This is a genomic window from Azospirillum sp. 11R-A (assembly GCF_049472615.1).
Taxonomy (GTDB): domain Bacteria; phylum Pseudomonadota; class Alphaproteobacteria; order Azospirillales; family Azospirillaceae; genus Azospirillum; species Azospirillum palustre.
Genome location: NZ_JBCEBL010000009.1, coordinates 47,113 through 59,320 on the forward strand (window position 1 = coordinate 47,113; position 12,208 = coordinate 59,320).

The 12,208-nt window shown below is 67.9% G+C and carries 10 protein-coding genes; 9 read left to right on the forward strand and 1 reads right to left on the reverse strand.

From position 1 onward, the window contains the following. Positions 1–144: 144 nt before the first annotated feature. The 5 genes from VH569_RS14575 to VH569_RS14595 all read left to right on the forward strand — a co-directional run bounded on the left by VH569_RS14575 (position 145) and on the right by VH569_RS14595 (position 6,984). Positions 145–1,428 carry an ABC transporter substrate-binding protein gene (locus VH569_RS14575; RefSeq protein WP_423315988.1) on the forward strand — a complete coding sequence of 428 codons (1,284 nt, stop codon included), beginning with the start codon at positions 145–147 and terminating at the stop codon, positions 1,426–1,428. Positions 1,429–1,491: 63 nt separating this feature from the next. Continuing rightward, complete coding sequence (locus VH569_RS14580) at positions 1,492–2,523, forward strand: carbohydrate ABC transporter permease (protein WP_199235314.1); 1,032 nt, start codon at positions 1,492–1,494, stop codon at positions 2,521–2,523. Further along, complete coding sequence (locus VH569_RS14585) at positions 2,520–3,575, forward strand: carbohydrate ABC transporter permease (protein ID WP_423315989.1); 1,056 nt, start codon at positions 2,520–2,522, stop codon at positions 3,573–3,575. The genes VH569_RS14580 and VH569_RS14585 overlap by 4 nt, the downstream gene beginning before the upstream one ends. Positions 3,576–3,589: 14 nt before the next feature. Continuing rightward, on the forward strand, positions 3,590–4,633 hold the full coding sequence (locus tag VH569_RS14590; protein ID WP_423315990.1) for an ABC transporter ATP-binding protein: 1,044 nt from the start codon (positions 3,590–3,592) through the stop codon (positions 4,631–4,633). Continuing rightward, positions 4,630–6,984: a TIM-barrel domain-containing protein gene (locus VH569_RS14595; protein ID WP_423315991.1), complete on the forward strand. Its 2,355-nt coding sequence runs from the start codon at positions 4,630–4,632 to the stop codon at positions 6,982–6,984. The genes VH569_RS14590 and VH569_RS14595 overlap by 4 nt, the downstream gene beginning before the upstream one ends. A 193-nt stretch (positions 6,985–7,177) precedes the next feature. On the opposite strand, the gene VH569_RS14600 is transcribed toward VH569_RS14595, so the two are convergent. Next, the gene (locus VH569_RS14600) at positions 7,178–8,173 is read right to left on the reverse strand and encodes an MBL fold metallo-hydrolase (protein ID WP_423315992.1); all 996 of its coding nucleotides are present in this window, start codon (positions 8,171–8,173) and stop codon (positions 7,178–7,180) included. Positions 8,174–8,332: 159 nt separating this feature from the next. On the opposite strand from VH569_RS14600, the gene VH569_RS14605 reads away from it, so the two are divergent. The 4 genes from VH569_RS14605 (at position 8,333) to VH569_RS14620 (ending at position 12,185) form a co-directional block, all read left to right on the forward strand. Beyond that, positions 8,333–9,274, forward strand: a complete 942-nt coding sequence (locus VH569_RS14605; RefSeq protein WP_423315993.1) for a LysR substrate-binding domain-containing protein — start codon at positions 8,333–8,335, stop codon at positions 9,272–9,274. Positions 9,275–9,434: 160 nt separating this feature from the next. Continuing rightward, positions 9,435–9,875, forward strand: a complete 441-nt coding sequence (locus VH569_RS14610; protein ID WP_423315994.1) for a hypothetical protein — start codon at positions 9,435–9,437, stop codon at positions 9,873–9,875. A 128-nt stretch (positions 9,876–10,003) separates the two neighbouring features. Beyond that, positions 10,004–11,047, forward strand: a complete 1,044-nt coding sequence (locus VH569_RS14615) for a polyamine ABC transporter substrate-binding protein (RefSeq protein ID WP_423315995.1) — start codon at positions 10,004–10,006, stop codon at positions 11,045–11,047. A gap of 79 nt (positions 11,048–11,126) precedes the next feature. After that, a complete protein-coding gene (locus VH569_RS14620; RefSeq protein WP_423315996.1) occupies positions 11,127–12,185 on the forward strand; it encodes an ABC transporter substrate-binding protein in 1,059 nt (352 codons plus the stop codon). Positions 12,186–12,208: the final 23 nt, after the last annotated feature.

The following is a 12,208-nucleotide window of genomic DNA, read 5'->3' on the forward strand; positions in this document are numbered from 1 at the left end:
GTTTAGGCAAACGTTTGCCATGTTCAAGGGAGAAGAGCGGAGCCGGTAAATTCCGGCCTGCGCCGAGCTGCCGGTTTTGGCAGGAAACAGGTCCGGACAGGGACCGACCGAGGGTCCGCAAGCGACCCCACAGGAGGAAACGCAATGAAGAAGGCAGCATGGATGGCCGGCTGTGCGCTGGCGTTGTCGATCCTCGGGGCCGCTGGCGCCCAGGCCGAAACCACGCTCCGCATCATGTGGTATTCGGACGGCAACGAGGGCGAGGTCATGAACGACCTGCTCCGCCGGTTCGAGGAGAAGAACAAGGACGTCAAGGTCGTCCTCGACCAGGTGCCCTTCAAGGCGATCAACGAGACGCTGCCGGTGCAGCTGGCCTCCGGCCAGGGACCGGATCTGGCCCGCATCACCGACATGGGCGGCCTCGCCCCCTACCTGCTGGACGTCCGCGCCCATGTGAAGGACGCCGCCTATTGGGAGCAGAATTACGGGCCGTTCCTGCAGTGGATGCGGGTGCCCGGCAACACCACCGCGATCCCCGGCTACATGACGCAGCTGACGGTGACCGGCCCCTTCGTCAACAAGACGCTGTTCGAACAGGCGGGCGTCGCCATGCCGGGCGCCAACGCGACCTGGGAGGATTGGGCCAAGGCGGCCAAGGCGGTCGCCGACAAGGTGCAGGCGCCGTTCCCGGTCGCCTTCGACCGCTCCGGCCACCGTTTCTTCGGCCTTGCCGTCTCGCAAGGGGCGCAGATGGCCGAGACCGGCGGCGAGCTGAAGCCGGTCGATGACGGGTTCAAGCGCGCCGCCAAGCTGGTCGTCGACTGGCACAAGTCCGGCGTGATGTCGAAGGAGCTGTGGGGGGCGGTGTCCGGCACCGCCTATCGCGGCGCCAACGAGGAATTCAAGAACGCCCAGGTCGTCTTCTATGAATCGGGATCCTGGCAGACCGCGCAGTTCGACAAGACCATCGGCGACGCCTTCGACTGGATCGCGGTGCCGACGCCCTGCGGCCCGGCCAACTGCTCCGGCATGCCCGGCGGTGCCGCACTCGTCGCGCTGAAGACCAGCAGCCATCCGGCCGAGGTCGGGCGCCTGCTCGACTATCTCGCCAGCGAGGAGGTCGCGGGCGAGTTCTATGCGCGCACGCTGTTCGTGCCCGGCCATATCGGCCTCGCCAAGAAGGGCATCGCCTACAAGTCGGCCTCGCCGCAGGCCGCAGCCGCGCTGAAGGTGTTCGGCGATGCGGTCGGCAAGCTCGATCCGGTCGCCTACCGCATCCAGGGCGACCCCAGCAGCCGCATCGTCTTCAACGCCGCCATCAGCCGCCTGGGACAGGTGGTGGTCGGCGAAACGAGCCTGGACGACGCCTATCAGCGGATCTCCGCCGACGTCGCCCAGCAGATCGCCGAGCGCAAGAAGAAGCAGTAACGCCGGGCCTTCCTCTCCCAACCCTTGGCTTCCGATCCGGACCCCAACCCTGGGCGGTGGAACATGACCGATACCATGAGATCGCACGGCGCCCCCGCGCGCGGTCCGTCCGCCGCCGCGGCTGCCGTCACCACGGGCAGCGCCAACGCCCTGATGCGGCTGACCGACCCGCCGATGCGGGCGGTGCAGCGCTTGATCGGCGCGGCGCGCATGCCCTATGTCTTCCTGCTGCCGAACCTTCTCTTCTTCGGGCTGTTCGTCTTCCTGCCCATCGGGATCAACATCGTCTTCTCGGTGACGGGCGGGACGGGGCTGTTCCCGTCGGAGCGGCCCTATGTCGGGGCGGAGCATTACGCCCGCCTGCTCGACTGCGGCTCCTATCTGGAAGCCGGGAGCTGCCGGGAGGATCTGTTCTGGCGCGGTGTGGGGAACACGCTGACCTTCACCGTCTTCCAGATGGTGGCGATGGTGCTGTTCTCGCTCGTCACCGCCCTGGTGCTGAACCGCCCCATCCGCGGCCGCGGCTTCTTCCGGGCGGTCTATTTCTTCCCCGTCCTGCTGTCGCCGGTCGTCGTCGCCCTGATCTGGAAATGGATCCTGCAGCGTGACGGCCTGCTCAACGCCGTGCTGACCACGGCGGGCGGCGAGAAGATCCTGTTCTTCGTCGATCCCGGCTGGGCGATGTTCTGGGCGGTCTTCGTTTCGGTGTGGGCCCATATGGGCTTCTACACGCTGATCCTGCTGGCCGGTCTCCAGGCCATCCCGCGCGACGTCTACGAGGCCGCCGAGATGGACGGCACCCGCCCCTGGCGCGTGTTCCACCGCATCACGCTGCCGCTGCTCTGGCCCAACCTGCTGGTCGTGCTGGTGCTGGTGCTGATCCGCTCGGTGCAGGTGTTCGACGAGGTGTTCGTGCTGACCGGCGGCGGTCCCGGCACGGCGACGATGATGGTCGTCCAGTACATCTACACCACCGCCTTCGCGAACCAGGTGCAGAACTTCGGTCTGGCCGGCGCGGCGTCGGTGCTGCTGGGCGCCGTGCTGTTCGTCCTGACCCTGATCCAGCTTTTCCTGACCCGGCGGAGGGCATCATGACCGGAAAACTTCGCCGCCTGCTCCTGGCGCGGCGTGGTGGCGCCTCCTGGCATTGGACCGACGTCGCCAGCTATGCCTATCTGGCGCTGGGCGTGCTGCTGATGTTCGGCCCGGTGCTCTGGCTGGCGCTGTCGTCCTTCAAGACGCCGGCGGCCCTGCTGGAATTCCCGCCGTCGCTGCTGCCGATGGCGCAGAGCGAGGTGTCGGTTCCGGGCTATCCGCAGGCGCTGCCGCTGTTCCAGGTGACGATGGAGGACGGTTCGGTCCGCGAGCTGGCGCAGGTCCGCCGCGTCGGCATCGTCGCCCAGATGGTCGATCCGGCAGCGCCCGGCCAGACCATCCGGGTGCCGGCCGACCGCCGGACGCCGGTGCGCCACATGGCGCTGGCGGTCGAGAACTACACCGACCCGCTGACCCAGTTCGATTTCCTGCGCTTCCTGCGCAACTCGCTGGTGGTGACGGTGGTGGCGACCGTCATCACGCTGATCATCAACTCGATGGCGGCCTACGCGCTCTCCGTCTACGAGTTCCGCGGCAAGTCGGTGGCGATGCTGGGGGTGATCGGCACGCTGATGATCCCCATCACCATCATCCTGGCGCCGGTCTATCTGGTGGTCACCAAGCTGGGTTTCGTCGACTCGCTGTGGGCGGTGATCCTGCCCGGCGCCGCCACCCCGACCGGCGTCTTCCTGCTGCGCCAGTACATGCTGACCATCCCGCGCGACCTGATCGAGGCGGCGCGGATGGACAAGGCGTCGGAATGGCGCATCTACGCCCGCATCGTCATGCCGCTGTCGATGCCGGCGCTGGCGGTCCTGGCGATCTTCTCGGTCATGTGGCGCTGGAACGAGTTCCTGTGGCCGCTGGCCGTCCTGACCAAGACCGAGGTCCACACGCTGCCCATCGCGCTGAACGCCTTCCAGGGCGAGTTGCAGACGCAGTGGCATTATCTGCTCGCCATGACCGTGGTGACCCTGCTGCCGGTGGCGCTCGTCTTCGCCTTCCTGCAGCGCTTCATCACCAGCGGCATCGCGAACACCGGCATGAAATGAGGGGGATGAAATAAATGGCCGGACTGGAGCTTCGCGGCATCCGCAAGGACTATGGCAGCACCGCCGTCCTGAAGGGCATCGACCTCAGCATCGCCGACGGCGAGTTCGTGGTCTTCGTCGGCCCGTCGGGCTGCGGGAAATCGACGCTGCTGCGCGTCATCGCCGGGCTGGAGACGGTCACGGCGGGCGACATCAGCATCGACGGGGTGGAGGTGACGCGGACCGCGGCGTCGGACCGCGGGCTGGCGATGGTGTTCCAATCCTACGCGCTCTATCCGCACATGACCGTCCACCAGAACATGAGCTTCGCGCTGGAGAACATGGGGATCGCCAAGGCGGAGATCGCGGCACGGGTCGACCGCGCCGCCCGCATGCTGCGGCTGACCGACTATCTGCAACGCAGGCCCGCCGCCCTGTCGGGCGGCCAGCGCCAGCGCGTCGCCATTGGCCGCGCCATCGTGCGCGATCCCAAGATCTTCCTGTTCGACGAGCCGCTGTCCAATCTCGACGCCGAACTGCGGGTGGCGACGCGCAAGGAACTGGCCGCGCTCCATGCCGAGATCGGCGGGACGATGATCTATGTCACGCACGATCAGGTCGAGGCGATGACGCTGGCCGACCGCATCGTCGTCCTGAACGGCGGGCGGATCGAGCAGATCGGCACGCCGCTGGAGCTTTACAACCGCCCGGCCAACCTCTTCGTCGCCGGCTTCATCGGCTCGCCGCGGATGAACCTGCTGCCGACGGAACTGGTGCGGGGCGAGGCGGCCGGTCCGGTGGCGACGCTCGGCATCCGGCCCGAGCATGTCGAACCCTGCCAGGAGGCCGAGGCCGACCTGACCGTGCGGATCGACCTCGTCGAACAGCTCGGCGGCGAGACCTTCCTGTACACCACCGGTCCCAACGACATCCCGCTGACCATCCGCTGCGACGGCCAGAGCCGCCTTGCCCGCGGCGACCTGCTGCCGGTGCGGCTGCGCCGCGACCATCTCCACCGTTTCGACGCCGCGGGCCTCGCCTGCCGTCCCGAACCCCTTCTCGCCCGGAGCCATTCATGAAGGCCCTGACCCGAGCCCGTTTCATTGGGCGCGACGGCATCTATGCCGTGTTCGAACTCGACCATGGCGTCGATCTGCGCATCGGTTTCGTCGAGGACGATGTCGGCCGCATCCTGATGCGGCGCGACGGGGCCTATCGCCTCGACCGCGGCTGGTCGGTGGCGCCCGGCGGTGCCGATCCGTCCTATGAGGGCCGGGACCGCGACGATCTGAGCGGCTTTGCCTGCCCGGCCGCCGATGTCGAGGAGGGCGAGGGGACGGTCACGCTGCGGGGGGCGAAGCTGCGCGCCGTCGTGACGCTGGAGCCCTTCGGCGTCGCCTGGTACCGGGCGGGGGAGGAGGTGCCCTTCCTGCAGGACCGCCGCACCCAGGCCTATTTCGTGTCGCGCAAGACCCATGCCTTCTCGCATTACGTCGAGCGCGGCGGGGACGAGCGGCATTACGGGCTGGGCGACAAGGCCGGTCCGCTGGACCGCACCGGCCGCCGCTTCCGCGTCGATGCGGTCGATCCCTGCGGCTTCGACGCCGAGCTGAGCGACCCGCTCTACAAGATGATTCCGTTCCTGATGGTCGCCGGGCCGACGGGGGCGCACGGGGTCTATTACGACAATCTCGCCACGGCCGAGATCGACGTCGGCGCCACCATCGACAATTACCACGGGCTGTTCCGTTCCTATCGCGCCGACGACGGCGACCTCGACGCCTATGTCTTCGCCGGCCCCGGCGTTCCGGATGTGGTGCGCGCCTTCTCGCGCCTGACCGGCGGCCATGCCTTCGGGCCGAAATGGACGCTGGGCTTCGCCACCACCTCGATGGCCATCGCCGACGCCGCCGATGCCGACGCCCGCATCGCCGATTTCGTAGACCGCTGCGCCGAGCACGCGATTCCCTGCGACAGTTTCCATTTCGGCTCCGGCTACACCATGATCGGCGGCCGGCGCTACGCCTTCCACTGGAACCACGACAAGTTCCCCGATCCGGCGGCGACGCTGGGTAAGCTGAACGCCGCCGGGCTGCACCCGGTCGCCAACCTGAAGCCCTGCCTGCTCGACGACCATCCCCGCCTGTCGGAGGTGACCGGGGTCGGCGGGCTGGTGACCGACGGCGAGACCGGCAAGCCGGCGGTGGCGCAGTTCTGGGATGGGCTCGGCTACCATCTCGACTTCACCAACCGACAAGCCCGCGACTGGTGGCGCAACGGGATCGAGACGGCGCTGCTGGCCCCCGGCATGGTGTCGGTGTGGAACGACAACAACGAGTACGAGATCTGGGACGAGGATGCCGTGGCGGCCGGCGACGGCCGTCCCTTCCCGCAGACGCTGGCGCGGCCGGCGCAGGCGCTGCTGATGACCAAGCTGGCCTACGACACGCAGGCCGCCTGGGCGCCGGACAAGCGGCCCTACACCATCACCCGCGGCGGCCCGGCCGGCCTGTGGCGTTACGGCCAGACCTGGTCGGGCGACAACGCCACCGCCTGGAAGACGCTGCGCTTCAACCTGACCCAGGGGCTCAACATGAGCCTGTCCGGCATGTTCGACATCGGGCATGACACCGGCGGCTTCCATGGGCCGAGCCCCGGGCCGGAGCTGCTCTGCCGCTTCGTCGAGTTCTGTTCCTTCTGGCCGCGCTTCATGATGAACAGCTGGAACAGCGACGGCATCACCACGCTGCCCTGGATGCATCCGGAGGTCATCGACCCGATCCGCGAGGCGATCCGCCTGCGCTATCGCCTGATGCCCTATCTCTACACGCGGATGTGGCGGGCGGCGGAGGCGGACGAGCCGGTGGTGCGCCCGCTGTTCTACGATTTCCCCGAAGATCCCGGCGCCGCGGCGACCGAGGACGCCTTCATGCTCGGCCCCGACCTGCTGGTGGCGCCGGTGCTGGAACCGGGGGCGGACAGCCGGTCGGTCCGGCTGCCGGAGAATCCCGGCGGCTGGTATGCTTTCCACGACGGCACGCACCATCCGGGCGGAGCCGTTGCGACGGTGGCGGCCCCGCTCGGCCGTGCGCCGCTGTTCGTCCGGTCCGGCGCCCTGCTGCCGCTGGGGGCCGCTGGACTGCGTGTCGATCCGGCGACGGACACGGAGCGCGAACTGGTTGCTTATGGCGACGTGCAGGGCGCCACGGCCCTGCTCTATGACGACAACGGCGACACCACCGGCTGGCGCGACGGCGCCGGGCTGGTGACCCGCATCACCGCGCTGCGCGAAGGGGATGCCGTGGTGGTCTCCGCCAAGGCGACCGGCGGCTACCAGCCGGCATGGCGCAGCCTGCGCCTGCGCAGCGTGGGCGGACCGCAGCTGCGGCCCGGCACGGTCGAGGGGGCCGCGCTGACGCTGGAGGCCTGAGCCTTCGCTTCGCCGGGGGCGGGGTGATGCCTTATACCAGTGCCGGAAAGTTCCGACCTGCGGTCGGCACTTTCCAGCCCCTCAGACGCCGGGCGGCCCGCGTCCGCGGGCCTTGGCTTCGCGGGCATGTGCCCGCGCGGCTGCCGTCGCGGCCGATACCAGGGTCAAAAGTCAAAACTTTCTGACCCTAGTATTACTGCCGGTTGCGGTATTCCACCGGCACCCAGCGGTAAGCGTCGCCGTCGCGCCGCAGCCGGCCGAGGCCCGGGAAGCTGAGGTGGGCGGCGGCGGTCAGCTGACCGCTGTCGGCCTCCTCGGCGAAGCGGTCCCGGCGCTGGGCGCGGGCGGCATCCTGGTCGATGTCGAAGGCGACGGTGGCGTCCGGATGCCGGAACTGTACCGGCCCGACATGGATGATGTCGCCCCAGAACTCGATGGTCTCGCCCCGGCTCGTCACCCGGTAGAAGGCATGTCCGGGGGTGTGGCCGGGGGTGGGGATCGCCGTGACTCCCGGCAGGATTTCCGACTTTTCGGTGAAGGGCTTCACCTTGCCGGCCTTGAGGTAGGGGCCGACCGTGGCGACCGCCTCGTCATGGAGGCGGGGCTGCAATCCCTTGGCGATGTTGTCGCGGTTGAGGAAGAAATCGAGATCGGGCTGGCCGACATGGACGGTGGCGTTCGCGAACACCATCCGCCCGTCCAGCGTCAGCCCGCCGGAATGATCGGTGTGGATGTGGGTGAGAAGGATGTCGGTCACCTGATCGGGCCGATAGCCGGCGGCGGCGAGGCTGAACGGAAGCTTGCCGCCATAGGGTCCGAACAGTTGGCCGGCGCCGGTATCGACCAGCAGCACGCGTGAGCCGGTGTCGATCAGGAAGGCGTTGATGGAGGTTTCCAGAGGATCGCGCTCGAACCGCTCGGCCAGCAGCGCGTCGATCCGGTCCGGCGGCAGTCCCTTGACCAGCGGCTTGATGCCGAGCGGCAGGGTGCCGTCGCTGAGTGCCGTGATGCGGAGGTCGCCGACGGTGAAGCGGTAGAGTCCGGCTTCGGACGGTTGGGCCGCCGATTGGGGAATGGCTTGGGAGGTATTCTGACCGGCGGGCTTGCCGGTGGCCGTGTCGGCGGCATGGCCCGTCGGAATGGCTGCGAACAGCAGGCCGGCGGCCAGCAGGAGCGTGTGCGGTTTCATTCTGCCTGTCCTTGGGAACGGTCCGGATATCGGGTGCTGCGGCGGTGGAGGTTTTCCGCCGCTGCGCATGCCCACCAGTTAGCACCGGGCGGCGGGCTTGATTACCCGTCAAGCTCGGGCAACATTGTGCCGGAAACCGATCCAATCGCCGGGTAGCCGATGCAGGACCTGAACGACACCATCGCCTTCGTCAAGGTCGTGGAGGAGGGCAGCTTCACCAAGGCCGCCCGGCGGTTGCGGCTGCCCAAGACGACGCTGAGCCGCAAGGTGCGCGATCTCGAACAGCGGCTCGGCATCCAGCTTTTGCACCGGACCACCCGCCGCATCGGGCTGACGGAGGCGGGAACGGTGTATTTCGAGCGCTGCCGCCGGATCGCCGAAGAGCTGGAGCAGGCGGAAAGCGCCGTTGCCCAGCTTCGCGACGCGCCGCGCGGCTGGCTGCGGATCACCACCCCGCCATCCTTCGGAATGACGGTCATCGCACCGCTGCTGCCCGACTTCCGCAGCCGTTATCCCGATGTCCGCATCGATCTGGTGCTGAGCCACGAGAACCTCGATCTGGTGGCGCGGGACATCGATCTGGCGATCCGGATGGGGGCGTTGCAGGACTCCAGCATGGCCGCCCGCAAGCTGGGCGTCCTGCACCGCCACGTCTATGCCGCACCGTCCTATTGTGCCGCCCATGGGCTGCCGGTCCATCCCGACGCGCTGATCCGTCATCTGACGCTGGCGAACATGACCGCCCGCCGTCCTTCGGGCTTCGGCTGGCGGCTGTTCCGCACCGATGGAGGCCAGCCCGGCGATGGGGTGGATGCGGTCATCGACCCGGTGATGTCGGCCGACGATCCGGAGATGCTGGTCCCGACGCTGCTGGCCGGCGGCGGGCTGGTGCTCGCCACCGACTTCGCCATGCGATCCTACCGGTCGGCCGGTCAGGTGCAGCGGGTGCTCGACGGCTGGAAGGGGGCGGATGTCGATCTGCACGCGGTTTTCCCCGGTGGGCGGATTCAGCCGCCGAAGGTGCGGTCCTTCTTGGATTTCCTGGCGACACGCATCGATCTCGGGAACGGTGCCGGCCAATGGAGTGCGGCGGAAGGGTGAACGGCCTGTGTCGTCGTTCCGTAGTGCACAACAGTCTTCTTCAATCCAGTTTATTTATCGCACACCAAAGAACGGTTAGCGTCCTTGCATTGACCGGCACGGCATTCCGTTCGCGTCCGGCCTGATCCCGATCTCTCACATGGATCCAAGGACGCGGGTCATGAGCCAGTCCACTTCCCTCTGCACCACCGCCGGCGACACCCTGTCGACCCTGTCCTGCAAACTGCACAGCGCCGGCTGCTCCGTCGTCCGCGGGGTGCTGGACCTGCTGATGATGCCTTCGGGCAACCAGCGCCTTCTCGGCTGGCTGGGCAACCATCTGCTGTCGATTGCCGGGCAACTCGGCAACAGCGCGCCGGACCTGAGCCCGGCACATCCGATGGCCGCCGGTTCCCTTCTGGCCGCCATCGCCTGTGCGGTGCTGGTGGCGTTGCGCAGGTTTGGGAGTGCCGTGGCGCTGGCGGTCCTCATGCCGGTCGCCGCCTATGGCCTGATCCTGCAACTGCCGGCCGAGATGGCCGGGTCGGTCAAGGGAGTCGAGTTCCTGCTGATCGCCGGCCTGCTGGCGGTCGGTGCCGCATTCCACCAAACGACGCACTGACCGAATTGCCTGCCTTGACAGGTAATTTATAACTTATAAGATTGCCGCATCGGATGGTCCGGTGCGGCGCGATGCCGCCGGCCTTCCGGGTTCCACACAATTTCCGGGATCCAAGTGAGGAGGGTCGGATGACGACGAGACGGGCAGGGCGCCTTTGCGCGCCCATTCTGTTCGCCATGCTGATTGCGTCCGGGTCGTCGCAAGCGCGCGACCTGACCGTCGTGGGCTTCGGCGGGTCGTTGCAGGACGCGATGCGCACCGCCTATTTCGAGCCTTTTGCCAAACAATCGGGCGCGCCGCTGATCGAGGAATCCTATACCGGCGGCATCGCCAAGCTGAAGGCGATGAACCAGTCGCGGACGGTCACCTGGGATGTCCTGCAAATGGACGAGAACGAGATGACGCTGGCCTGCGACGAGGGGCTTCTCGAACCCTTCGACTGGAAAAGCCAGCCCGGCGCTGCCGACATCCTGCCCCAGGTCAAGGCGCCCTGCGGCGTCGGCGCCTTCGTCTGGTCGAAGGTGCTGGCCTTCGATCCGGCCAAGACCCCCGGCGTGACGTCCTGGGCCGATTTCTGGGACCTCAAGCGCTGGCCGGGCGAACGCGGCTTGCGCAAGCAGGCACGGATGACGCTGGAGATCGCCCTGCTGGCCGACGGCGTCGCCCCCGGCAAACTCTATGAGACGCTGGGCACCAAGGCCGGGGTGGACCGTGCCTTCGCCAAGCTGGACCGGATCAAGCCGCACATCCGCTGGTGGGTCAGCGGCGCGCAGCCGGTGGAATGGCTGGCTGCCGGCAATGTCGTCATGACGTCGGCCTATAACGGGCGGGTCGCCGCCGCCAACAAGGACGGCCGGGCCTTCACCATGCTGTGGTCGCAGCAGCTCTACTCGGCCGATTACTGGACGATCCCCAAGGGCACCGACAAGCTGGCGGCGGCCAGGGACCTCGTCGCCTACATGACCAGCCCGGACGCGCAGAAGCGCTTCGCCGAAACGATCCCCTACGGCGTCACCAACAGCCGCGCCTCCGCCCTGATCGACCCGAAAATCCAGCCGGATCTGCCGACCGCTCCGCAGAACATGGCGGGTGCGCTGATGATCGACACGCCCTTCTGGGTGAACAACGAAGACGAGTTGCAGCAGCGCTTCGAGCGCTGGGTCGCCCAATAGATCCGGGTTCACCGGACCGGGCGCAGGGCGGACCGGGTGCGGAACCCGCCGCAAACAATTTCCTGAACAGGTGAGAGTCATGACGCTTTACGCAACGCGCATCGTCGGATGCGCGCTGGCGGCCGGACTTTGGTCCGCGCCGGCCCTGGCGCAATCTCCCGCACAAACCGGACAATTGACCGTCGTCGGCGCCGGCGGCGTGTTGCAGGACGCCCAGCGCGCGGTGTTCTTCCGCCCCTTCGCCGATGCCGGCAAGGTGCAGCTGACCGAGGATTCCTATTCCGGCCAGATGGCGAAGGTCCGCGCCATGGTCGACACCGGCAGCGTCAGCTGGGACGTGTTGCAGGTCGAACAGAACAGCCTGCTGAGCGGGTGCGAGGAGGGTCTGTTCGAGAAGATCGACTGGACCGCGGTCGGCGACCGCCGGGATTTCATCGACGAGGCCTACAGCGAGTGCGGCGTCGGCGCCTTCGTCTGGTCGATGGTGATGACCTACGACCGCTCCCGCATCGCCGACGGTCCGAAAAGCTGGGCCGATTTCTGGAACGTGCAGCGCTGGCCGGGCAAACGCGGCCTGCGCCAGACCGCCAAGATGACGCTGGAGATCGCCCTGCTGGCCGATGGCGTGCCGCGCGGCGAGGTTTACCGGCTGCTGGCGACGCCGGCCGGGGTCGACCGCGCCTTCGCATCGCTCGACAGGCTCAAGCCGGACATCCTGTGGTGGACCTCCGGCGCCGAACCGATCGAGCGGCTGGCCTCGGGCGACGTGGCGATGGCCGCCGCCTTCAACGGACGGGTGACGGCCGCCAACCGGAGCGGACGGACCTTCGCGCTCGCCTGGAACGGGCAGGTGCTGGGCGTCGATTACTGGGCGATCCCGAAGGGGGCGAAGAACCGTGACACGGCGGAGCGCTTCATCGCCTTCGCCAGCCGGCCGGAGGTGCAGGCCCGCTTTCCCAGCCACATCGCCTATGGTGTGACCAACCGCAAGGCCAACCTCGGCATCGACCCGGCGCTGGCCGCCGACCTGCCGACGAATCCTGCGAATTTCCAGCTGGCGGTCCCGCTCGACACCGCCTTCTGGGCCGACCATGGCGAGGCGCTGGAAGCGCGTTTCGCCAACTGGCGATCCCGATGACCGGCGGGACGGAGCGATGACGC

Bases quoted from the DNA above. Each gene is read 5' to 3' on its own strand.
- VH569_RS14605 (WP_423315993.1), top strand. From the start codon at position 8,333: ATGCAGGACCTGAACGACACCATCGCCTTCGTCAAGGTCGTGGAGGAG.
- VH569_RS14610 (WP_423315994.1), top strand. From the start codon at position 9,435: ATGAGCCAGTCCACTTCCCTCTGCACCACCGCCGGCGACACCCTGTCG.
- VH569_RS14590 (WP_423315990.1), top strand. From the start codon at position 3,590: ATGGCCGGACTGGAGCTTCGCGGCATCCGCAAGGACTATGGCAGCACC.
- VH569_RS14615 (WP_423315995.1), top strand. From the start codon at position 10,004: ATGACGACGAGACGGGCAGGGCGCCTTTGCGCGCCCATTCTGTTCGCC.
- VH569_RS14600 (WP_423315992.1), bottom strand. From the start codon at position 8,173: ATGAAACCGCACACGCTCCTGCTGGCCGCCGGCCTGCTGTTCGCAGCC.
- VH569_RS14580 (WP_199235314.1), top strand. From the start codon at position 1,492: ATGACCGATACCATGAGATCGCACGGCGCCCCCGCGCGCGGTCCGTCC.
- VH569_RS14595 (WP_423315991.1), top strand. From the start codon at position 4,630: ATGAAGGCCCTGACCCGAGCCCGTTTCATTGGGCGCGACGGCATCTAT.
- VH569_RS14585 (WP_423315989.1), top strand. From the start codon at position 2,520: ATGACCGGAAAACTTCGCCGCCTGCTCCTGGCGCGGCGTGGTGGCGCC.
- VH569_RS14620 (WP_423315996.1), top strand. From the start codon at position 11,127: ATGACGCTTTACGCAACGCGCATCGTCGGATGCGCGCTGGCGGCCGGA.
- VH569_RS14575 (WP_423315988.1), top strand. From the start codon at position 145: ATGAAGAAGGCAGCATGGATGGCCGGCTGTGCGCTGGCGTTGTCGATC.